Raw genomic sequence first — 22,142 nt, 5'->3', positions numbered from 1 at the left:
TCCGGACGGGCGGGAGGCGACCCGGGGCGCGGTCCGGACGGGCGGGAACGGTCAGCGGGCGCCCCCGGAGCGGCGGCGGTGGCGGGCGACCCGGGCGCGGTTGCCGCAGACCGCGCCGGAGCACCACCGGCGCCGCCGGCCGTGCGAGGTGTCCAGATAGACCAGCGCGCAGCCGTCGCCGGCGCACCGGCGCAGCCGGCCGCGCGCCGCCGGGTCGGTGAGCAGCGCGACGGCGTCCCGGGCGACCGCCGCCAGCAGCCCGGCGCAGTCGGGCGGCGTGGCCAGGGTGGCGGCGAGGGTGCCGTCCGGGGCGCGGACGGCGCGCAGGGCGGGCGGCGGGGCGGCCGCGGCGGCGGCGTTGAGCCGGGCGAGGTCGGACGGGGCGGCGCGGCCGTGGAGTTCTTCCGCGACGACCCGGCCGAGCAGGTCGCGCAGTGCGCGGAAGCGGGCGACCCACGCGGCGTCGAGGCCGCCGGGCGGGGCGCCGGACGGGCCTCCGGTCGGGTCTCCGGGTGGGAGGAGCCCGGCGCCGGCCAGCCAGGCGGCCAGCGGGCCCGGGCCGGTGAGGCGTTCGGGTCCGGCCGGTCCGGCGCCGGCGGTGGCGATCAGGTCCAGGCAGATCCGCCCGCAGTCGAACCGGAAACCGTAGGGGGCTGCCATGTGCCTGTCACTCCTCGGGCGGACGCGGGCGGCGGTGCGTACGGGGTGGCGGTGCGGTGCGTACAAGGGGGCGCCGGGGGCGTCTCCAGGGTGCCCGGACGGGGCGCGCGCGGGAAGGCCGTGGGGGGCGGGCCGGGCCACCCGGGGTACGCACCTCACGTGCGCCACCCCACCGGGCGCAGCTATACAACGCGCGTAGACAACCCATGTAGACACCGCGCGTATACCTCTCATGTATAGTCCGGCGGCATGTCGTCCTCCCCGCTGCTGAAGAACCGCGCCAGCCTGGCCCACAAGCTCGGTTACGCGGTCCGCAACCCGGCCCGGATCGCCCCCTACGTCAAGCGCCACGCCCGCGACACCTGGCTGCGCCTGAAGCACCCCGACCACGTGGCGTACTACCGGGCGGTGATGGCCTCCGACGCCGGCCGCAGCCCCGAGGCCGCGGTGGGCAGCCGCAGCCACGAACGCTGGCTGGCGCTCGGCGAGATGCAGTTCGACTACCTCGTCGAGCACGGGCTGCGCCCCGGGCACCGGATGCTCGACATCGGCTGCGGCAACCTCCGGGCCGGCTGGCGCTTCATCGCCCACCTCGAGGCCGGCCACTACTACGGCATCGACATCTCGCCGGACATCCTGATAGCCGCCAAGCGCACCCTGACGACGTACGAACTCCAGGACAAGCTGCCGCATCTGACGATCACTCAGGACCTGACGCTGGACTTCCTGCCGGCCGGGCACTTCGACGTCGTGCACGCGCACAGCGTCTTCTCGCACTCGCCGCTGACCGTCATCGACGAGTGCCTGGCGAACGTCGGCCGGATCCTGGCGCCCGGCGGGTTCTTCGACTTCACCTTCGACCGCACCGAGGGCGCCGAGCACCAGGTACTGCGCGAGGACTTCTACTACCGGACCGAGACCCTGCTGGCGCTGGCCCGCAAGCACGGCCTGGAGGCGCGGTTCATGGCGGACTGGGAGACCCGGCCGCACGGCCAGTCCAAGATCCGGGTGGCCAACCCGGCCTGACCGGGAGCGGCCCGACCGCCCGCCCCGGCTACCCGGCGGCGTACTTCCCGCTGACCGCCGCCGGGTCCAGGGCCAGCCGGTAGCCGCGCTTGACCACCGTCTGGATCAGCCGGGGCTCGCCCAGCGCGGTCCGCAGCCGCGCCATCGCGGTCTCCACCGCGTGCTCGTCCCGGCCCGCGCCCGGCAGCGCCCGCAGCAGCTCGGAGCGGGCCACCACCCAGCCGGGGCGCCGGGCCAGGGCGCGCAGCAGCGCCATCCCGGCGGGCGGCACCGGGCGCAGCGCGCCGTCCACCACGGCGGCCCGGCCACGGATCTCCAGCCGCCGCCCGGCCACCGGCAGCGGCCGCACCCGGGCCGGCAGCTCCCGGCACAGCAGCCGCACCAGCGGCCCCAGCCGGAAGCGCTCCGGCTGCCGGGTCGGCACGTCCAGCGCCTCCAGCGGGAGCGCGGTCACCGGGCCCACGCAGGCCGCGAGCACGTCCTGCCGCAGCGCGGCCAGCAGCTCCGGCCGGATGCCGCGCTCCTCGGCGCGGCGCAGCAGCGACGCGGCGGCCGGCGCGCTGGTGAACGTCACCGCGTCCACCTGGCGCGCCAGGACGCCGTCCAGCAGCCGGTCCACGGGGCCGAGGTCGGCCGGCGGCAGCCAGCGGTAGACCGGCACCCCGACGACCTCGGCGCCGGCCGCCCGCAGCGCCTCGGTGAAGCCCGGCAGCGGTTCGCCGTGCAGCTGCACCGCGATCCGCCGGCCGGCCGGGTCCCCGGCCAGCAGCCGGTCCAGCACCTCGGCCATCGACTCCGAGGCCGGCGACCAGGTCTCGGTCAGCCCGGCGGCCCGGATGGCGCCGCGCACCTTCGGGCCGCGGGCCAGCAGCTCCGTCCCGGCCAGCCCGGCCAGCAGCGCCTCGCCCAGCCCCCAGCCGTCCGCCGCCTCGATCCAGCCGCGGAAGCCGATGGCGGTGGTGGCCACCACCACGTCCGGCGGGTCGGCGGCCAGCGCGCGGGTGACCGCGAGGAGTTCGGCGTCGTCCGGCAGCGGCACGATGCGCAGCGCCGGAGCCGCCACCACCTGGGCGCCGCGCCGCTCCAGCAGCGCGGCCAGCTCGTCGGCGCGGCGCGCCGCGGTCACCGCGACGGTGAAGCCGTCCAGCGGCCGCACCCCCGGATCCGGTGCCGCCGGCCGCCGCCCGGTGTCCGCCCGCCGGTCCTCCTGCTGCTCGTGCATCGCTTACGTCCCACTCCGCCCCGCCAGGTACTGCCCCAAGGTTGTGAGCCTGCCAACAGCACATGACAGACCCGGTGCGCCAGTATTTCCCGCCCGTTACGGAAGCCGCCTCCTGGTGCGCGGTTTTCAGACGTCGGCACCGACCGGGCGGGGCGCCGCCGCGTCCCGCTCCGCACCGTCCCCGGCCGCCGCCGGCCCGCCGCGCCCCGGCCCGCGCAGGTACACGCCCCAGGTGACCGCCCCGCACACCGCGTAGAAGACCAGGAACGCGGTGAACGCGCCCGCCCCGGAACCGGTGGCCGCGAACGCCGCCCGGAAGGCGAGGTCCACGCCCAGCCCGCCCAGCGCCCCCACCGCCCCGATCAGCCCCATCGCGGCCCCCGACAGCCGCCGCCCGTACGCGTCCGCCGCCGCGCCGGCCAGCCCCCGGCGGGCCGCCCGGTCCCGGAAGACGCCCGGGACCATCGTGTACGTGGCGCCGTTGCCGGCCCCGGTCAGCACGAACAGCGCGGTGAAGCCGGCGAGGAACAGCGGCAGCGAACGGGTCCCCGACGCGGCCAGCACCACCCCGGTGGCCGCGCCCATCGCCGCGAACGCGCCCAGCGTGATCCGCGCCCCGCCGTACCGGTCCGCCAGCCATCCGCCGGCCGGGCGGGCCAGCGAGCCCAGCAGCGGCCCGGCGAAGGTCAGCGCCGCCGCCTGGAGCGGGGTGCGCGCGAACTGGTACTGGAGCACCAGCCCGAACGCGAAGCTGTAGCCGATGAACGACCCGAACGTGCCCAGGTAGAGCAGCGCCAGCACCCAGGTGTGGCGGTCCCGGACCGCCTCGGCGGCCGCCCCGGTGTCGTTGCGGACCGGCCCGAGGTTGTCCATCCGCCGCGCGGCCAGCGCCGCCGCCAGGAGGATCAGCGGGAGGTAGACGGCCGGGACGAGCCAGGGGCGGCCGGTACCGGCCGTGCCGATCACCGCCAGCCCCAGCAGCTGCACCGCCGGCACCCCGAGGTTGCCGCCGCCGGCGTTCACCCCCAGCGCCCAGCCCTTCTTCCGCCGCGGGTAGAAGGAGTTGACGTTGGTCATCGAGGAGGCGAAGTTCCCGCCGCCGAGGCCGGCCAGCGCGGCCGCCGCCAGGAACACCCCGTACGGCGCCCCGGGCGCGGCCACCACCACAACCGCCGCGGTGGCCGGCGCGAGCAGCAGCAGCGCCCCGGCCACCGTCCAGTTCCGGCCGCCGAACCGCGCCACCGCGAAGGTGTACGGCACCCGCAGCACCGCGCCCACCAGCGTCGCCACCGCCACCAGGCCGAACTTCCCGGCCGCGTCGATCCCGTACTCCGGGCCCAGGAAGAGCACCAGCACCGACCACAGGCTCCACACCGCGAAGCCGATGTGCTCGGTGAGGACCGAGACGACGAGGTTGCGCCGGGCGGTCCGCTCGCCCGTCTCCCGCCAGAACGCCTCGTCCTCCGGGTCCCAGTGCTCGATCCAGCGCCGCCCGCGCCGCATCCGGCCGCCGTCCGCGCCGGTGCCGCCGGCCGCCGCCGCGGTCCCGTCCGTCTTCCGGTCCGTCATCGCGCCTCCCAAGGCTCGCCCGGTCCGCGGACCGGCTTGTCGCCCAGGACGCTAGGGACCCCGGATTACCGCCCTGTGGCGACAGGTGACCGGGGCGAAACCTTGCCCTCACGCGGGCCCGGTGCACACCGTGAGGCGCCGCGGCACGCCCGCGGCGTACCGCCCGCGGCCCGCGCGCCGCCGTGCCCCACGCGCCCCTCGGCTCACCCGTACGGGGTAATGGCACGTGCCCCCTGACGCTGCCAGCCTGAATATCCGGCGCACGGAGTGACCGTACGGCCACGCTCCGTCGCCGCACACCCCTGCCAGGGCGCCTCACCCGCCCCCGCAGGGAGGCCGGACCCCGGACACGCAGGGAAAGGGAAGGGATGCGATGCGTGAACCACCGCCGCGGACCGCCGGCGGCCGGTCCGGCTCCTGACGCACGGCCGCCCCGCGGACCCCGCGCCGGGGCGCCTCACCGCCCCGGCCGGGGACGGCCGGCCCGCACGGCCGGCGGCCCCGTCAGCCGCCCGGCGCCCCGGGGGGCCGCCTCGGCGCCTCAGCCGCCGAGCTGGACCGGCGGGGTCATCCAGACCGTCTCCTCGCAGACGTTCATCCGGGTCTTGTGCCCCTGCTCGTCCCGGACCTTTATCACCTTCTGGTGCCGGTCGCGGGGCGCGCCGACCGCCACCTCGTCATTGCTGACCAGGCAGTCGGCGGGCGACATCCCCGGCACGTGGTCCTTGTAGCGCAGGCTGGTGGTGACCGTGCCGCCGCGCCGGAGGTCTATGGGCATGGTGCGGCCCTGGCCCTTGCCATCCGACTCCGGCCCCTTGCCGACGTGCACCGCGAAGGTGGGGAAGCCGTCGAAGACGCACGGCTGCGAGCCCTTGTTGACGACCGAGAGCCGGGCCTCCCGGCGGGCGCCGTTCGGCGCGGCCTTGAGCACGGTGACCTTCCAACTCAGGGCTTTGGTACGGCAGTTGGCGTGCAGCGCCGCCATCCGCCCCGAGCCGCAGCCGGTCAGGGCCAGGCAGGCGGCCGCGGTCAAGGTGAGTGCGGCCACCGCCGTCGCGAGTCCGGAACGTCGCTGCACGACTCCCCCTGTTCTATCCGTTCGTCCTGTACGCGCACCCCGGCCGCGCCGTCGGCGCGTGCGCCGCGCGTGCACGCTGTCCTTCCGTAAGGAAGCGTTTTCGGATCCGTTGGTTGCCTGCGCGGCGGCCGGGATATGCCCCGCATAAAGAGACGTTGATCACGTCAGGGCGGTCCGCGGCCCGCCGGCCGGGGCGTCGCGCGTACGGCCGCACGCCCAGCCCGTCCGCCGCGCGCGGGACCTCACGCCCCCTCAGCGGCCCGCGCCGCCACGCCCATCGCCGCCGCGTCCTCCCCGGGCAGCCACCACGCGCCGTCCGGCGGCGTCCGCCAGCCCTCCCGCTCGCCCAGCTCCCGGGCGGCGGCGCGCAGCGCGTCCAGCCCCGGATGCCGCAGCCCCCGCCGCCACACCATCCCCACCGGCGACAGCGGCACCGGATCCACCAGCGGCCGCAGCACCATCCCCGGCACCTCGATGAACTCCACGCTCGCCAGCACCGACCAGCCGCGTTTGCGCACCACCCGGACGAACTCCTCGGCCCCCGCCAGCTCCGGGAACGGCTCGGCCATCGCGATCCCCCGCCCCGCGAACAGCCGCGCCGCCAGCTCCGTCCACTCCGCGGTCCGGGGATTGCCGGCCGCCGCGTACAGCGTCTCGCCGGCCAGCCGGTCCAGCGGCACCGCCGCGGCCCCGGCCAGCGGATGGCCCTCGGGCAGCAGCACCGCCATCGGCTCCAGCCGCACCGGCTGGTGGCCGAGCCCGGCCCGCACCCCCTCCGGCAGCCCCGCGAACCGCCCGAACGAGACGTCCAGCCGCCCGGCCGCCAGCTCCGCCGCCGCCCCGGTCAGCCCGCTGTGGAACCGCGCGACCAGCTCGCAGCTGTCCGGCAGCCGCCGCCGCGCCTCCGCCAGCACCCGGTACGCGGTCCCCACCGGCGCCGCCACGTCCACCACCAGCGGCCCCGGCGCCGCCCGGAACGCCGCCGCCAGCTCGTCATGGGCCGCCAGCACCCGCCGCGCGTACGGCAGCAGCCGCTCCCCCTCGGCGGTCAGCGCCACCCGCCGGGTGGACCGGACGAACAGCTCGGCGCCCAGCTCCCGTTCCAGCCGCCGCACGTCCCGGCTCAGCGCCTGCTGGGCGACGTACAGCCGCGCCGCGGCCCGGGTGAAGTGCAGCTCGTCGGCGACCGCGGTGAACGCGCGCAGCAGCCGGGGATCGATGTCGTACGGCACGCCCCATCCTCACACCCGGCGGCCGGGCCCCAACACCCCCGTCCCCGCCGCCCATTGACAACACCACCGCGTCAATCGCGCCCGCCCAGGTGTTGGACCCCGGACCGGTTCCGCCGCGACCGTGGAGGCATGATCCTCTTCCTGGCCGCCCGCCCCGTCACCGCCCGGCCCGTCCGCCCGGCCCGCCGCCGCTCCCCCTACGCCCGGATCTTCGCCGTCCCCGGCACCCGCGCCTTCACCGCCGCGGGCCTGCTGGCCCGGCTGCCGATGGGGATGTTCAGCGTCAGCGCGGTCCTGATGATCGCCGGCGGCCGCGGCTCGTACGCGCTGGCCGGCGCGGTCACCGCCACCGGCCTGGCCGCGACCGCGCTGGCCGGCCCGTTCACCGCCCGGCTCATCGACCGCCACGGCCAGGCCCGGATCGCCGTCCCGGCCACCGCCCTGGCCGTCCTCGGCTCGCTGTCGCTGGTGGTCTGCGTCCGCGCCGGCGCCCCGGACTGGACCCTCTTCGCCTCCTACGCGGCCACCGCCACCACCCCCAACACCGGCGGGATGGCCCGGGCCCGCTGGGCGCACGTGCTGCGCGGCGACCCGGCCGCCCGGCACACCGCCGCCTCCTTCGAGCAGGCCGCCGACGAACTGTGCTTCCTGCTCGGGCCGCTGCTCGCCACGCTGCTGTGCACCGCGGCCGCCCCGGAGGCCGGCACCGCCGCGGGCGCCGCGCTGCTGCTCACCGGCGGGCTGCTGTTCGCCGCCCAGCGCCGCACCGAACCGCCGGCCGCCCCGCCGCCGCCCGGCCGCGCCGGCTCCCCGCTGCGCGCCCGCGGCCTGCCGCCGCTGCTGCTCACCTTCCTGGCCACCGGCGCGGTCTTCGGCTCCCTGGAGGTCGTCACCCTGGCGTACGCGGACGCGCACGGCGTGCGGGCCGCGGCCGGGGTGCTGCTCGCGCTCCAGGCGGCCGGGTCCGGGGCGGCCGGGCTGCTGTACGGGCTGCGGCCCGCGGCGGCCCGGCCCGAGCGCCGCTTCCTGGTGTGCGTCGCCGCGATGGCCGGGCTGCTGGCGCTGCCGCTCGCGGCCGCCGCCACCGGCGCCGTACCGCTGCTGGCCGCGGCGCTGCTGATCGCCGGGACGGCCACCGCCCCGGCCATGGTCACCGGGACCGTGCTGGTGCAGGCCCGCACCCCGGCGGGCCGGCTGAACGAGGGGATGACGCTGATGGTGACCGCGCTGCTGGCCGGTATCGGGGCCGGTGCGGCGGCCGGCGGCTGGGCCGCGGAGGCGCTGCCCTCCCCCGCCGCCGGCTACACCGTCCCGGCCGCCGCGGCGGCCCTGGCCCTGGCGGTCACCGCGGCGGCGGGCACGCTCGCGGCCCGGCGGCGGTGACGGCGGTCACTCCCGGCGCACGGGGCGGAAACGACGAAGGCGACGTGCCCCGCGCTCTTCGCGCGGCACACGTCGCCTGTCGTCAACAGTGGAGATGGCGGGAATCGAACCCGCGTCCAACGGTGCGGAATCAGGGCTTCTCCGAGTGCAGTCCGCTGCGATTTTCTCGGCCCCGGAGATCACGCGGACAAGTCTCCGACGGGCTCAGTCACTGTCTGGTGTCCTTCTGAACCCCGTGACCGGGCTCAGAAGTGCAGTCCCCTAGCTGATGCCAGGATCCGGGTCGGGAACAGCCCCGGGCTGACACTTCGCAAGTCGCTACTTAGGCAGCGAGGGCGAAGGAATCGCGCTTGGTGTTGGCGATTATTGGTTTCGGCATATGGTTTACGAGATCATTGCCGCTTCCTCGACTCGCTTCCCCTGCTTCGACATCCGCTGTCGAAACCGATCATCCCCATGTTTTCTTTTCAAGGTGGTGCCGCACCCTCGTCGGGGTGCGTACCCCATCGTACGTGACCAACGCACGACGGTGCCAGCACATTCCCGGGACCGCCCGCGGATCCCGCCGCGGGGGCCGCGGCCCCGGCCCGGCCCCGCGTCCGTCAGGCCCGCTGGCGGCGCCGGACGGCGGAGATCGCCCGCTCCGTCTCCCGGCGGTCCTGCTTCTCGCGCAGCGTCTGCCGCTTGTCCCACTCCTTCTTGCCCTTGGCCAGGGCGATCTCGACCTTGGCCCGGCCGTCCTTGAAATACAGGGACAGCGGCACGATCGTGTGGCCCGACTCCTGGGCCTTGACCTCCAGCTTGTCGATCTCGTCCCGGTGGAGCAGCAGCTTCCGCTTGCGCCGCGCACTGTGGTTCGTCCACGTGCCCTGCGCGTACTCCGGGATGTGGACGTTGTGCAGCCACGCCTCCCGGTCGTCGATCTGGACGAAACCGTCCACCAGCGACGCCCGCCCCTGCCGCAGCGACTTCACTTCCGTCCCGGTGAGCACCACACCGCACTCGTAGGTGTCCAGAATGAGGTAGTCGTGGCGCGCCTTCTTGTGCTGCGCGACGAGCTTGCGCCCGTCGTTCTTGTCCTTGCCCTTGCCCTTGGTAGCCATAGTGCGGCCATTTTCGCACTAGGCGCCGGTACCGAGGCCACTCAATACTGTGCGGGCCCGCCGCTCGGCGTGGTCCCCGGCGAGCACGTCGGGGGTGATCCCGGCGCCGTCCACCGCCCGCCCGGACGGGGTGCGGTAGTGGCCGACGGTCAGCTCGGCGACCGAACCGTCCGGGAGCGTGCGCGGCATCTGCACCGAGCCCTTCCCGAACGTCGGGGTGCCCACCACCACCGCCCGGCCGCGGTCCTGCAGCGCCCCGGACAGCAGCTCGGCGGCGCTCATCGTGCCGCCGTCCACCAGCACCACCAGGGGCGTACGGGTGTCGCCGGCGCCGCGGGCGTACAGGGCGCGCTGGCTGCCGTGCACGTCGTAGGTGGCGACCAGTCCGCCGTCGAGGAAGACCGAGGCGGTGGCCACCGCCTCGGTGACCAGGCCGCCGGTGTTGCCGCGCAGGTCCAGCAGCAGGCCCCGGCGCGGGTCGGCGGCGGCGACCGCGCGGCGCACCGCGGCGCCGGTGCCCCGGGCGAACGAGGTGATCCCGATCCGGGTGGGGCCGCCGCCGGACGGGCGGTCCACGGTGACGTTCGGGGTCCGCAGCCGGGCCCGGCGCAGCGTCACCGACCAGTGGCGGTCCCCGCGCCGCAGCTCCAGCCGGACCGGGCTGCCCGCGGCGGCCGGGCCCGCGCCGGGGCCGTCCGGGCCGTCGCCGCGCAGCCGGGCCACGGTCTCGGTGACCGGCCGCCCGCGCACGGGCCGGCCGTCGATCGCGTCGAGGCGGTCGCCGGCGGCGATCCCGGCGCGGTCCGCCGGGCCGCCGGGCCGCACCCGGGAGACGGTGACCTCATCGCCGTCCCGTTGGCGCACCGACAGCCCGACGCCCACGTAGGCGCCGGCCAACGCATCCTGGAAATCGGCGAATTCACCGGGGCTGTAGACGGCGGCCCAGCGGTCGCCGCTGCGGCTGACGGCCTCGGCGGCGGCCTGCGCACCGGACTTGCCGTCCGCGGCGCCCCGTTCACCGGCCGCGCGGCCCAGGGCCGGGGTGTCGGCGGGGCGGTGGGCGAGGGACTCCGCGCCGTCCGCGGCGCGCTCGTCCCAGGTGCCGGTGACCGCCCCCGCGGCCACCACCCCGGCGAGGAACAACGTCAGGGCCGCCCCGCGGCGGATGCGGCGGGGCCGGTCGTACGCACACGGGCCCGGCATGGCGGTGAGTCTAGGTGAGACAAAGGCGCCGTACGGCGAGTTGACCGTACGGCGCCTGGGCGGAACGTCACACCTTCAGGTACTTGCGCAGTGCGAAGAAGGCGGCCAGCGCGGGCATCAGCAGGCCGATGGCGAGGACCAGCGGAAGCACCGAGAGGACGGAGTTCCAGCCGATGAAGTTGACGACCTGGATCTGCTTGGCCAGCCACTGGTTGATCAGCACGTACTTGCCGCCGACCAGCAGGACGCAGGCGAACGCGGCGCCGATCAGGCCGGCGATCGCGGCCTCCATGATGAACGGCATCTGGATGTAGAAGCTGGACGCGCCCACCAGCCGCATGATGCCGGTCTCCCGGCGGCGGCTGAACGCCGAGACCCGCACGGTGTTGACGATCAGCAGCAGCGCGACGATCAGCATCAGACCCATCACGCCCAGCGCCGCGTACCGCATCCCGTCCAGCAGCCGGAACAGCGGCTCGACGGTGTCCCGCTGGTCCTGCACCTGCTCGACACCGGGCCGCTCGGAGAACGCCGACTTGATGACGTCGAACTTCGTCGGGTCCTTGAGCTTGACCCGGAACGACTCCGGCAGCTGGTCCGGGGTCACCAGACCGGCCACCGGGGTGTCGCCGAACTGCTCCTTGTAGTGCTTGTACGCCTGGTCACTGGTCTCGTGCTGCACGTTCTGCACCAGCGGCAGCCGCTTCAGCTCGGCGAGGATGTCGCTCTTCTGCTGCTCGGTGGCCGCGCCCTTGGCGCAGTTGGCGGCGGTCTCGGCGTCGTTCTTGTTGCAGAAGAAGATGGAGACGTTGACCTTGTCGTACCAGTAGCCCTTCATGGTGTCGACCTGGTCGCTCATCAGCAGCGACGCGCCGAACAGGCCGAGCGAGAGGGCTACGGAGACGATGACGGCGAAGGTCATCGTGAGATTTCGGCGGAGACCGACGCCGATCTCCGACAGGACGAACTGGGCGCGCATGGCGTCCTTTCAGTGCTGGTAGCCGTACACGCCGCGCGACTGGTCGCGTACGAGCCGGCCCTTCTCGAGTTCCATGACCCGCTTGCGCATCTGGTCGACGATCTGCTGGTCGTGGGTGGCCATGACCACCGTCGTACCGGTGCGGTTGATCCGGTCCAGCAGCTTCATGATGCCGACCGAGGTCTGCGGGTCGAGGTTGCCGGTGGGCTCGTCGGCGATGAGCAGCAGCGGGCGGTTGACGAAGGCCCGGGCGATGGCGACGCGCTGCTGCTCGCCACCGGACAGCTCGCCGGGCATGCGGTCCTCCTTGCCGCCCAGGCCGACGAGTTCGAGGACTTCGGGCACCGTCTTGCGGATCTGGCCGCGCGGTTTGCCGATGACTTCCAGGGCGAAGGCGACGTTCTGCCCCACCGTCTTGTTGGGCAGCAGCCGGAAGTCCTGGAAGACCGTGCCCACCTGGCGCCGCATCTGCGGCACCTTCCAGTTGGAGAGCTTGGCCAGGTCCTTCCCCAGTACGTGGACGGCGCCATGGGTGGCGCGCTCCTCGCGCAGCAGCAGCCGCAGGAAGGTGGACTTGCCCGAGCCCGAGGAGCCCACCAGGAAGACGAACTCGCCGCGCTCGATCTCCAGGGAGACATCCCGGAGGGCGGGGCGGTTCTGCTTCGGGTAGGTCTTGGAGACGTTGTCGAATCGGATCACTGATGCACCACGGTCGACCTGGGTAGGGGTACGGGTTGCCGGTCACGGCTCCCGTCGGTGAGCGTGACCCTACGCGAACCTCCGGTGGGGGCGAAGTCGCCGGCGGGGGTTGAGGCGTTTCCGCATGGGCGCTACGGGACAAAAGACGCACAATGCCGGGTGGGCGGGGGCCGGCGGCCCTCGGGGCGCGCCGTACGCCGGCGGACCTGGCACAGTGGTAGAGGGAACCCGCGCGCCTCCTGGTGCGTTGGAGCGGTGAGGTGAGGAGGTCGCATGACGTACGACCGATTGGTGTGCGCCAACTGCGCGGCCCCTGTGAGCGAGGGCCGCTGCCCCGTGTGCCGGGCCAGCAGGGAGCGGCTCCAGCAGCAAGGCGGCCTTTTCGGCCACTTCAGCCCGGTGGTGCTGGCGGTGCTGCTGATCGCGCTGATAGCGGTGGCGGTGCTGCTGCGGCAGGTGGGCTGAGGCCGGGTGGCGCAAGGCCCGCGGTGCGAGGCCGGGGCGTGAGGCCCGCGGCGGTTCCGGTGGGTGACGGCGTCGGCGCGCAGGGTGCGTGACCGCCGCTCGTCAAGTCTTCGTTGACGCTTGTTTTTTTGGCGCTTGCTCTGTGCGGTTTGGCGCTTGCCCTGTGCGGGCCGGTGGACGCCCGAGGGGCCCGGGACGCGCTGTGCGTCCCGGGCCCCTCGTTGTCATACCGCGCGCCGGTGTCAGGCAGCCGCCGCGCCGCCGCCCTTGTTGATCAGACGGGGCAGGACCCGGAAGCCCACACCGCCGGCGATCATCGTGGCCGCGCCGATGAGCAGGAAGGTGGTGCCGGACGAACCGGTCTCGGCCAGCTGCTGGCCGCCCTTGGCCTGCTGCTTGGCCTGGCCGGGGGTGTCCACGACCTGCTCCTTGCCCTGGCCGGGCTGCTCGATCGGCTTGGAGCCCTCGTTGTCGGTACCGGTACCGGTGCTGTCGCCGCCGGTGGTGGTGCCGCCGGAGTGACCGCCGGTCTGACCGCCGCTCTGGCCGCCCGACTGGCCGCCGCTGTGGCCGCCGGTCTGCCCGCCGCTCTGGCCACCGGAGTGACCGCCGGACTGGCCACCGCTCTGACCGCCCGACTGGCCGCCGGACTGGCCACCGCTGTGACCACCGGACTGGCCGCCCGACTGGCCGCCGGACTCGCCGCCGGACTGACCGCCGCTCTGGCCACCCGACTGGCCACCGGACTCGCCGCCCGACTGGCCACCGCTCTGGCCACCGGTCTGGGCGCCCGACTCACCGCCGGACTCGCCGCCGGTGGACGGACCGCCGGTGTCCTGACCGCCGATCTCCTGGCCACCGGAGTCCTGGCCACCGATCTCCTGACCACCGGTGTCCTGGCCGCCGATCTCCTGGCCGCCGCTGTCGCCACCGTTGTCGCCGCCACCGATGCTGGTGCCGCCGAAGAGGTTGAGGAACCCGCCGATAGCCCCACTGCTCTGGTTGTGCTGCCCCTCGGTGGGGCTCGTACCGGCCGCGGACGCCGCGCCCGCCGCGGTGAGCGACGCACCGGCCGCGATCACCGCACCGGCCGCAATGCGCGCCACGCGCAGCCGCGTCTTCTTCGTCATGTAGTGCTACCCCCAGTAGCTGAACTCGTCATTGGAGCACCGCCGCACGGGGCAACGACCGATGGGGGCACGCACGCCACGGCCCCGCTGCGCGGGCGGGCCACTCGTCTCCCCGTTCCTGCACGCGCCCCATGACACACGCATGCCGCGCTCAGCCTTCCCACTTCCCGGACCATCGTCAAGGCCGAATAAAGGCTTGTTGCCTGAATTGCCATGAGTTGGGCGATACATGGTCGTACGACTGTGACCTAACCGCCACGGCAAAAGGCAACTGCCCCCTTCGAGGGAGCAGTTGCCCGGTGCTTCCGCGCGTCTCGCGCCGCGCCCGCGTGCGCCGCTACTTCGCCTGCTGCTCCTGCTGCTTGCGCCAGCGGATGCCGGCCTCCAGGAAGCCGTCGATGTCGCCGTCCAGCACGCCCTGGGGGTTGCCGACCTCGAACTCCGTCCGGAGGTCCTTGACCATCTGGTACGGGTGCAGGACGTACGAACGCATCTGGTTGCCCCAGGAGTTGCCGCCGTCGCCCTTGAGGGCGTCCATCTTGGCCTGCTCCTCCTGGCGGCGCCGCTCCAGCAGCTTCGCCTGGAGGACGTTCATGGCGGTGGCCTTGTTCTGGATCTGGGAGCGCTCGTTCTGGCAGGAGACCACGATGCCGGTGGGGAGGTGGGTCAGCCGGACCGCGGAGTCGGTGGTGTTGACGCCCTGGCCGCCGGGGCCGGAGGAGCGGTAGACGTCGACCCGCAGATCGCTCTCGTCGATCTCGATGTGGTCGGTCTGCTCGACGACCGGCAGCACCTCGACGCCCGCGAAGGAGGTCTGGCGGCGGCCCTGGTTGTCGAACGGCGAGATGCGCACCAGGCGGTGCGTGCCCTGCTCCACGGAGAGCGTGCCGTAGGCGTAGGGCACCTGCACGGCGAAGGTGGTCGACTTGATGCCGGCCTCCTCGGCGTACGAGGTCTCGTAGAGCTCGGTCTTGTAGCCGTGGCGCTCGGCCCAGCGCAGATACATCCGCTGGAGCTTCTCGGCGAAGTCGGCGGCGTCCACCCCGCCGGCCTCGGCGCGGATGCTGACGAGCGCCTCACGGGCGTCGTACTCGCCCGAGAGCAGGGTGCGGACCTCGAGCTCGTCCACCGCCTTGCGGACGTCGGCCAGCTCGCGCTCGGCCTCGGCGCGGGTGTCCTCGTCGTCCTCGGCCTCGGCGAGCTCGAAGAGCACCTCGAGGTCGTCGACGCGGCCGCGCAGCTCCTCGGCGCGGCGCAGCTGGCCCTGGAGGTAGGACAGCTGGCTGGTGATCTTCTGCGCGCTCGCCGGGTCGTCCCACAGGGACGGGGCCGCTGCCTGCTCCTCGAGCACGGCGATATCTGCCCTCATCTTGTCGAGGTCCAGGACGGCCTCGATCGACCCCATGGTCGAGGAGAGGGACTTCAGCTCTTCGGATACATCGACGACTGCCACGCACCCAGCCTAACGGCTGGCACCGACAATCCGTCCCGGCGCGTCCCCGCTCCGGCGGCCCCGGACCGGTGCGCGGCGGGCCGCCGGGGCCCGCCGGGCGCGGGCCGTGACGCGCCCGCGCAGGTCAGGGCGCCGGCGGCGGCTCCTCGGAGCGGTGCACGCCGGGCGTGGCGCCGCCCGTCCCGCCGTCGCCGCCCCAGGCCAGCCAGCCGCCGACCGCGGCCGCCGCGGCGACCAGGGCGGCGGCCAGGCCCACCTTGAGCCGGCGGCGGCGCACCGCCTCCGGGGCGGAGCGGTGCCGGGCCGAGCCCGCCCGGCGCTCGCCCGCGGCGCGCGGGGTGCGGGCGGTGCCGTGCGCGCCGCCGGCCAGCTCGTCGGGGCCGGGGACCCGCATGCTGGTGTGCGTCTCCCGGTTGGAGTCCGGCTTCGCGCCCTGGACGAGGGGGATGGCGCCGCGCGGCGGACCCTCGGGTTCGAGCGCCGGGTAGCGGGCCTCCTGGCGGGCGCCGGCCGCGCCGCCCTCCGGGTCGTCGGCGGGCGCCTCGTCCTCCGGCTCGTCGATGTCCAGCGGCGGCAGCCCGGCAAGGCCCGGCAGGATCTCGCGCAGCCGGGCGGCCAGTTCCGGGGCGCGCAGCCGGGAGGCGGGCGCCTTGGCCAGGCACTGGAGGAGCAGCTGCCACAGCTCGTCCGGGATACCGGGCAGCGGGGCGACGCTCTCGGTGACGTGGCGGCGCAGGACGGCGCCGGGGTGGCCGCCCCCGAAGGGCGTGAAGCCGGCGAGCATCTCGTACAGGACGGTCGCCAGCGCGTAGACGTCCACCGAGGCGCGCGGCGGCAACCCCTCGATGATCTCCGGGGCGAGGTAGTCGGGGGTGCCGATGACCTTGGTCGCGCGGGTCCGGCGGGGGGAGTCCACCAGGCGCGCGATGCCGAAGTCGGTGAGCAGCGCGGGGTGCGCGCCACCGGGGCCGAGGGGTCCCTGCATGTCCAGCAGGACGTTCTCCGGCTTGACGTCGCGGTGCACGATCCGGGCGGCGTGCGCGGCGGCCAGGCCGTCGGCGACGTCGGCGGCGATCGCCACGGCGGCCTCCGGGGCCAGCCGCCGTTCGCGCTCCAGACGGGTGCGCAGGTCGGTGCCGCGGACCAGGTCCATGACCAGCGCGAGGTCGGCGCCGTCCACGACGAGGTCGCGGACGCCGACCACCCGCGGGTGTGCCAGGCTCAGCAGCGCCGCCCGCTCCTGGACGAAGCGGCCGACGAGCTCCTGGTCGGAGGCGAGGTCCTCACGCAACAGCTTGATGGCCACGGCCCCTTCGGGACCCTCGCCCAGCCATACCGTGCCGGCACTGCCGCGCCCCAGGATCTGGTGGGCGGTGTACCGGCTGCCGATCTTCCGTGCCAAGACTGCTCCGACGTGTCGGGCCCCCGAGCGTCCTGCGGGGGCTGAGGTTGGCGTCAAAGCTACGCGGGCGCCACCGGGTTCAGTGCCCCCAATGGCGGCAACCTTCACTTCTGTCCCGGAATTCACCGGCAGGAAGTCGACAAATCCACAATGCCGCGGGGATCCGTCCGTACGGGCCGTCAGCCGCCGAGCTTCTGTACGAAGTGCTGCACACCCGCGAAGACGTCGCCGAGCTGCTGGAAGAAGCCCTTGGTCGTGCCGATCCACTCCTGGAGCGGGGTGAACTCCCAGATCAGCCAGGCCGCCACGAACAGCAGCAGCACCGTGAACAGGCAGCCCTTCAGGCAGCCCAGCCCCGGGATCCGCATCGGATTGGCGCTGCGCTGCCGCGGCTCGCGCCGGGGGCGGGGCTCCCGGGCGGGCGGCGGGGCCGGCTCGTAGCGCTGCGGCGGCGGCTCCTGGCGGCGCTGCGGGGCGGCCGGCGGGCGCTGCGCGTACGGGGCCGGCTGCGCGGCGTAGGGCGGCTGCTGCGGGGCCGGGGCGGGCGCCTGGCGGCGCTGCGGACGGCGGCGCAGCGGGTCGTCCTGCGGGTCCAGATACTGCACCTGGGTCTGCTCGTTGCGGTCGCGGGCGGCCCGCAGCTGGGACTCCCACGGATGCGGACCGGCCGGCTCCGGCGGGCCGCCCTGGGGCGTGCCCGCCGGCATCGGGGGCACCGGCGGCATGGCCCGGGTCGGCGCGGGGCCCCGGCCACCGGGGGCCGCGCCCGGCGCACCGGTGGACGGCAGGACGCTGGTCGGCGCGCCCGGGTCGTAGGAGGACGCGCTGGTCGGCAGCACCTGGGTGGGCGCGGCGGCGTCCGCCCCCGGGGAGCCGTCCGCCCCCGTACCGGGCACGGTGGCCGGATCCGGGTCGGGGACGAGCAGCGCGGCGACACCCAGCGCGGCCTGGGCCTGCTCCGGGGTGGCGCCGGCGCCGATACCGGCCGCGACGGCGCGCAGCCCGCGCGCCAGATTCTCGGCGCTGGGGCGCTCCTCGGGCCGCTTGCGCAGGCAGCGCTCGACGACCGTCCACAGCGGCTCGGGCAGCGACGCGGGCCGCTGCGGCTCCTCGCCCAGGTGCTTGTGCAGGACCTCCAGGGCGGTGGCCCCGGCGAACGGCGGGCGGCCGGTCAGCAGCTCGTAGAGCAGGATGCCGGCGCCGTAGATGTCCACCGCGGAGGTCTGCGGGCGGCCCTCGGCGGACTCCGGCGCCACGTAGGCGGGCGTGCCGACGAACTCGTGCGTACGGGTCAGACCCGGGGAATCGGCCAGCCGGGCGATGCCGAAGTCGGTCAGCATCGGGTGCATCTCGCCGCTGCCGTCCGCGCCGGCCAGCAGGACGTTGGCGGGCTTGAGGTCCCGGTGGACGACGCCGTCGGCGTGGCTGGCGGCCAGCGCGTCGGCGATCTGGGCGGTGAGCAGCGCCGCCGCCACCGGGCTGAACGGGCCGTTGTCGCGGAGGTAGCGGTGCAGGTCCGGGCCGTCGACGAGGTCCATCACCAGCGCCAGCAGATCGCCCTCGACGACCAGGTCGCGGGTGCGGACGATGTTGGGGTGGGTGAGCCGCAGCAGGACGGAGCGCTCCCGCAGGAAGCGCATCACCACGTCCGCGTCGGACGCCAGCTCCTCCTTGAGGACCTTGATCGCGACCGTTTCGCCGGGCTCCCCCGGGACGGCGGCCTCGGCGCCGGCCGTCTCCCTCTGGCGGGCACGCCAGACGGTGCCCGTGGCGCCGCGCCCGAGCGGCTCCTCAAGCAGGTACTTGCTGCCTACCGGCCGCACGTCATGCGCTCCCTGGTCGTGGTGGATCGTTGCCCGGCCCGCTGGGTCAGCTCGCGGCCCTCCGCCCCACTGTAGTGCCGTCGCACAAACATCTCGGGCGCGCCGAACAGGCGGGCTCCCGGGTAGACGCGGGTGGCGGAGGGTTGGTTGCTCGGGGCGGGTGGGGCGGAAGGGGCGCGCCTTGCGCGTAACCGGGCGGCACCGGCGGGCAGCGGCCCGTCTGCCGCCCGCCCCTGACCGCTTCCGCGACGCCCACTGATCGGAAACGTCCGTTTCGCCGGCCGCCGGCCGGCGGTTTTCCGCCGGGGCCCGACCAATCAAGATCATTAATTGCCGGTCGGCGGGCGTGTTGTCAGTGGCAGGTGCGAGGATGCATCCCAGCACGCACGCGGTGGGGGCGCGCGGTCACCGTCGCGTCGTGCGTGGGACATGTCCGTGCCGACGTGCCCGGGGTGCGGTGGGGGAGCGAGCGCGGCCCCTGCCGGATACCCGGCAGAAGGGACCGTTGACGGCGATGCAGATCCGGCTGACCGTCCTCGGGCCGCGCAGCGGCCACACCACACGGGCCTGCGACGTCTTGGTGACGGCCCCCGCCGGGACCGCCCTGGCGGCCGTGGCCGGCTCCCTCGCGGCGGCCGTGGCGGGCTCCGGCGCGGACGTCGGCGCCCCGTCCGGCGGCGCGCCCGTGGTGCTCTACGCCGGTTCCGAGCGCCTCGACCCGCAGCGCGCCGCGCTCGGCGAGCCGCCCCTGATCGACGGCGCGGTGCTCTCCCTCCAGGGCCCCGGCCCGGCCCCCGCCCACGGCCTGCCCCGGCACGGCTCCGCCCGGCTGCACGTGGTCTCCGGCCCGGACGCCGGCGGCGTCCATCTGCTGCACGGCGGCCAGATCCGCATCGGCCGCTCCGCCGACGCCGACGTCCCCCTGGACGACCCGGACGTCTCCCGCCTGCACTGCGCCGTCACCGTCGAGCCGGACGGCGCCGTCCACGTCGCCGACCTGCGGTCCACCAACGGCACCGCCGTCGACGGCACCGAGCTCGCCGACCGGGCCGTCCCGCTGCCGTCCGGCGCCCTGCTGCGCATCGGCGAGTCCGCCCTCCGCTTCCGCTCCGCGCCCGGCGCCCCGGACCCGGCCCTGCCCGCCACCCCGGACGGCGAGGGCCACCTCCGCGTCACCGCCCCCGCCACGCCCCCACCGGCCACCGCCCCGACCACCACCGGCACCCTCTACACCGGCCCCGGCCACTCCCCCGCCGGCGCACCCGGGGCGTCCTCGGCCGTTCCGCAGCCGAGCCCGGGCATCGGGGGCGCGCCCTCGGACCGACTGTTCCCCGAGGGTGGCAGCCGCCGCGAGACCCCGGTTCGGGGGACCTCCGTCGCTCGGGGAGCAGGGGATCCCGCGGGGACACCGGGCTCCCGGGGCGGGGCGCCCTCCTGGACGGCAGCGGGCGAACCGCCGTCGCCCACGGGGACGGCGTACGACGACCACGGGCCCCAGGCCGCCGGCCGGACCCACGGTGCGGGCACCTCGTACACGGCCCACGAGGCGTACGGGGCGGGCCCGGTTCCTGGCGCGCGCACGGTGTACGGCGTCGGCTCCGCCACTTCCTACGGGACGGGCGACGCGGTGTACGAGGCCCGGCCCGAGGCCGCGCCCCTCGACGGTTCCGGTCTTCCTGTGGCCATGCCCGGCCATGGGGCGGTTTCCGGCCAGTTCGCGTCCACCGGCCACGGGGCAGCGCCCCACCACGGGGCACCGCCCGCCCACGAGCCGTTCCCGGGCCACGAGCCGTTCCCTGGCCGTGAGGCAGCCCCTGGCCACGGGGCCGTTCCCGGCCACACCCCCGCCGTATACGGGAGCCCCGGCCATGGAGCCGTAACCGGGCCGGCCGTGCAGGGCGCCGTAAGCGGACCGAGTGGGCAAGGGGCCGCAACGGGGCCGGCCGTCCGGGAGGGCGTAACGGGGCCGGCCGTGCACCACGGCGTCGCCGGGCCCGCCGGGCACGAGTCCGTAACCGGGCGCGCCATGCCCCCCGCCCCCGGGGCGACGCACGGCGGGCAGCAGTCCCTGGCCCCGGCGCCGACGCCTGCCCCAACGCCCGCCCCGGCCTCGGCCGACCCGGTGACCCGTAAGGCGGGCCGGCGCGGCGGTATCGGCGCCTGGGCGCGCCGGCTGGCGGGGGCGCGGCCCGCCGTCGAGCCGCGCGTTCCCGGACCGGAGGCGGCGTACGGCGACGGGGGCTCGGCCCCGGTGGCCGCCCCGTCCCCCGCCACCCCGGGGAGCGCCACCCCCTCCGGCCCGGCCGCCGAGGAGCGCTGGCCGGACGCCGCCGCCATCCTGCTCACCGCCCTCGGCCCCGGCCCCCGGCTCTGGGAGCGGGGCCCGCACCACCCCGACGCGCTCACCGTCCGCCTGGGCACCGCCGACCGGCCCGATGGCCGGACGGTCGCGCCGGTCACCGTCGAGCTCCGCCGGGCCGGCGCGCTCGGGCTGGCCGGACCGCGCGCGCGGCTCGTCGGACTGGCCCGTTCCGCCGTGGCCCAGCTGGCCGCGCTGCACTCCCCCGGCTCCCTGGAGATCGTGCTGATCAGCACGGACCGGGCGCACCCCACCGAGGAACGGGTCGCGGACTGGTCCTGGCTGGGCTGGCTGCCGCACGTCCGCCCGGCCCGCGGCCAGGACTGCCGGCTGCTGCTCGCCTACGACAAGGAGCAGGCCGCGGCCCGTACGGCAGAACTGGTGCGCCGACTGGACGACGGTCCCCTGGGCCCCGGCTGGCCCAGCGCCGAACGCGCCGAGGTGGCCTCCGCCGCCGCCCGCCACCAGGGCCCGTACACCCTGCTCATCGTGGACGGCGACCCCGGTTCGTCGGCACTGCGCGAGACCACCGCGCGGCTGGCGGCGGGCGGGCCGGCCGCCGGCATCCATGTGCTCTGCCTGGCGGAGACCCCGGCGGCCTCGCCCGCGTTCCCGCTGGCCGCGACGTACGAGGCGGCGCGGGTGGCGAGCCCGGCGTTCGGCGAGTGCGGGGCGGTCGCGGTGCTCAGCGGCGATGTCGCCACGGCCCTGCGGGTCGTCCAGCCGGGGTCCGGGCCCAACGGGACGGTGGCCACGGTGGACGCGGTCTCCGGAGCCTGGGCGGAGAGGTTCGCCCGGGCGCTGGCGCCGCTGCGCGAGGCCGAGGCGGCCGGCGGGGCGGGCGGGGCGGCGGCCCCGCGCACGGCCGTGCCGCTGCCGGAGTCGGCGCGGCTGCTGGACGAACTGGGGCTGGCGCGCGCCACCCCGGCGTCCCTGCTGGCCCGTTGGGCGGCCGCGCAGGACACCGACCGGCCGGCCGCCCCGGCGGTGCTCGGCGCCGGGCCGCACGGGCCGGTGACCGCCGACCTGGCCGCGGACGGCGCGCATCTGCTGGTCGAGGGCGCGGCGGCCACCGGCAAAACGGAGCTGCTGCGGTCGCTCGCCGCGTCACTGGCCGCCGCCGACCGCCCGGACCGGCTGTCGCTGGTCCTGGTGGACGGCGCGGGCCCCGAACGCGGCGAGGGCCTGCGTCCCTGCACCGAACTCCCGCACGTCACCACGTACTTGGCCGCGTCCGACCCCGTGCGGATGCGGGAGTTCGCCCAAGCGCTCTCCTCGGAGCTGAAGCGCCGCGCCGAAATCCTGGCCGGCACCCCCTTCTCCGAATGGCGCGCCCACCACCCCCTCCCCACCCCC

17 protein-coding genes and 1 other RNA gene are annotated in these 22,142 nt (G+C 75.6%); 4 read left to right on the top strand and 14 right to left on the bottom strand.

Annotation, left to right across the window (positions count from 1 at the left end; genetic code table 11):
* Nucleotides 1-51: 51 nt before the first annotated feature.
* Nucleotides 52-660, bottom strand: a complete 609-nt coding sequence (locus ADL22_RS24730; RefSeq protein WP_066983935.1) for a CGNR zinc finger domain-containing protein — start codon at nucleotides 658-660, stop codon at nucleotides 52-54.
* A gap of 249 nt (nucleotides 661-909) precedes the next feature.
* On the opposite strand from ADL22_RS24730, the gene ADL22_RS24725 reads away from it, so the two are divergent.
* A complete protein-coding gene (locus ADL22_RS24725; protein WP_066983931.1) occupies nucleotides 910-1,686 on the top strand; it encodes a class I SAM-dependent methyltransferase in 777 nt (258 codons plus the stop codon).
* Nucleotides 1,687-1,714: 28 nt separating this feature from the next.
* Here the strand turns inward: ADL22_RS24725 and ADL22_RS24720 are convergent, their stop codons facing one another.
* From ADL22_RS24720 to ADL22_RS24705, 4 genes are all read right to left on the bottom strand, one after another.
* The gene (locus ADL22_RS24720; RefSeq protein WP_066983927.1) at nucleotides 1,715-2,908 is read right to left on the bottom strand and encodes a uroporphyrinogen-III synthase; all 1,194 of its coding nucleotides are present in this window, start codon (nucleotides 2,906-2,908) and stop codon (nucleotides 1,715-1,717) included.
* 126 nt (nucleotides 2,909-3,034) lie between these two features.
* Nucleotides 3,035-4,477: an MFS transporter gene (locus ADL22_RS24715; RefSeq protein ID WP_079064397.1), complete on the bottom strand. Its 1,443-nt coding sequence runs from the start codon at nucleotides 4,475-4,477 to the stop codon at nucleotides 3,035-3,037.
* Between the two features lie 541 nt (nucleotides 4,478-5,018).
* A complete protein-coding gene (locus ADL22_RS24710) occupies nucleotides 5,019-5,555 on the bottom strand; it encodes a DUF4232 domain-containing protein (RefSeq protein WP_234430847.1) in 537 nt (178 codons plus the stop codon).
* A 242-nt stretch (nucleotides 5,556-5,797) separates the two neighbouring features.
* Nucleotides 5,798-6,787: a LysR family transcriptional regulator gene (locus ADL22_RS24705; RefSeq protein WP_066983922.1), complete on the bottom strand. Its 990-nt coding sequence runs from the start codon at nucleotides 6,785-6,787 to the stop codon at nucleotides 5,798-5,800.
* A gap of 129 nt (nucleotides 6,788-6,916) precedes the next feature.
* On the opposite strand from ADL22_RS24705, the gene ADL22_RS24700 reads away from it, so the two are divergent.
* Nucleotides 6,917-8,170, top strand: coding sequence for an MFS transporter (locus tag ADL22_RS24700; RefSeq protein WP_066983919.1), 1,254 nt, complete (start codon nucleotides 6,917-6,919; stop codon nucleotides 8,168-8,170).
* Between the two features lie 86 nt (nucleotides 8,171-8,256).
* Here ADL22_RS24700 and ssrA read toward each other — a convergent pair.
* The 5 genes from ssrA to ftsE all read right to left on the bottom strand — a co-directional run bounded on the left by ssrA (nucleotide 8,257) and on the right by ftsE (nucleotide 12,154).
* Nucleotides 8,257-8,626: a transfer-messenger RNA gene (gene ssrA, locus ADL22_RS24695) on the bottom strand.
* Nucleotides 8,627-8,772: 146 nt separating this feature from the next.
* Nucleotides 8,773-9,273 (bottom strand): SsrA-binding protein SmpB, encoded by a 501-nt coding sequence (smpB, locus tag ADL22_RS24690; RefSeq protein WP_066983916.1) that lies wholly within the window; start codon nucleotides 9,271-9,273, stop codon nucleotides 8,773-8,775.
* Nucleotides 9,274-9,291: 18 nt separating this feature from the next.
* Complete coding sequence (locus ADL22_RS24685) at nucleotides 9,292-10,476, bottom strand: S41 family peptidase (RefSeq protein WP_066983913.1); 1,185 nt, start codon at nucleotides 10,474-10,476, stop codon at nucleotides 9,292-9,294.
* A gap of 67 nt (nucleotides 10,477-10,543) precedes the next feature.
* Entirely contained in the window at nucleotides 10,544-11,455 is a 912-nt protein-coding gene (gene ftsX, locus ADL22_RS24680) for a permease-like cell division protein FtsX (protein WP_066983909.1), read from the bottom strand.
* A 9-nt stretch (nucleotides 11,456-11,464) separates the two neighbouring features.
* On the bottom strand, nucleotides 11,465-12,154 hold the full coding sequence (ftsE, locus tag ADL22_RS24675) for a cell division ATP-binding protein FtsE (RefSeq protein ID WP_066983906.1): 690 nt from the start codon (nucleotides 12,152-12,154) through the stop codon (nucleotides 11,465-11,467).
* Between the two features lie 273 nt (nucleotides 12,155-12,427).
* Between ftsE and ADL22_RS24670 the strand changes: the two genes are divergently transcribed.
* Complete coding sequence (locus ADL22_RS24670) at nucleotides 12,428-12,619, top strand: hypothetical protein (RefSeq protein WP_066983903.1); 192 nt, start codon at nucleotides 12,428-12,430, stop codon at nucleotides 12,617-12,619.
* Between the two features lie 242 nt (nucleotides 12,620-12,861).
* Here ADL22_RS24670 and ADL22_RS24665 read toward each other — a convergent pair whose 3' ends face one another.
* The 4 genes from ADL22_RS24665 to ADL22_RS24650 form a co-directional block, all read right to left on the bottom strand.
* Nucleotides 12,862-13,749 (bottom strand): LPXTG cell wall anchor domain-containing protein, encoded by an 888-nt coding sequence (locus ADL22_RS24665; protein WP_066983901.1) that lies wholly within the window; start codon nucleotides 13,747-13,749, stop codon nucleotides 12,862-12,864.
* 337 nt (nucleotides 13,750-14,086) lie between these two features.
* Nucleotides 14,087-15,202 (bottom strand): peptide chain release factor 2, encoded by a 1,116-nt coding sequence (gene prfB, locus ADL22_RS24660; protein WP_066983898.1) that lies wholly within the window; start codon nucleotides 15,200-15,202, stop codon nucleotides 14,087-14,089.
* A 124-nt stretch (nucleotides 15,203-15,326) separates the two neighbouring features.
* Complete coding sequence (locus ADL22_RS24655; RefSeq protein WP_066983895.1) at nucleotides 15,327-16,604, bottom strand: serine/threonine-protein kinase; 1,278 nt, start codon at nucleotides 16,602-16,604, stop codon at nucleotides 15,327-15,329.
* 179 nt (nucleotides 16,605-16,783) lie between these two features.
* The gene (locus tag ADL22_RS24650) at nucleotides 16,784-18,427 is read right to left on the bottom strand and encodes a serine/threonine-protein kinase (protein WP_066983892.1); all 1,644 of its coding nucleotides are present in this window, start codon (nucleotides 18,425-18,427) and stop codon (nucleotides 16,784-16,786) included.
* 514 nt (nucleotides 18,428-18,941) lie between these two features.
* On the opposite strand from ADL22_RS24650, the gene ADL22_RS36415 reads away from it, so the two are divergent.
* Nucleotides 18,942-22,142 (top strand): FtsK/SpoIIIE domain-containing protein (locus tag ADL22_RS36415; RefSeq protein ID WP_324615607.1); only part of this gene is annotated, 3,201 nt, incomplete at its 3' end.

It is taken from the genome of Streptomyces sp. NRRL F-4489 (genome assembly GCF_001509485.1).
In the GTDB taxonomy this organism is placed as follows: domain Bacteria; phylum Actinomycetota; class Actinomycetes; order Streptomycetales; family Streptomycetaceae; genus Streptomyces.
Note: the sequence above shows the minus strand (reverse complement) of the source record. Positions and strands in the feature narration are given on the sequence as shown.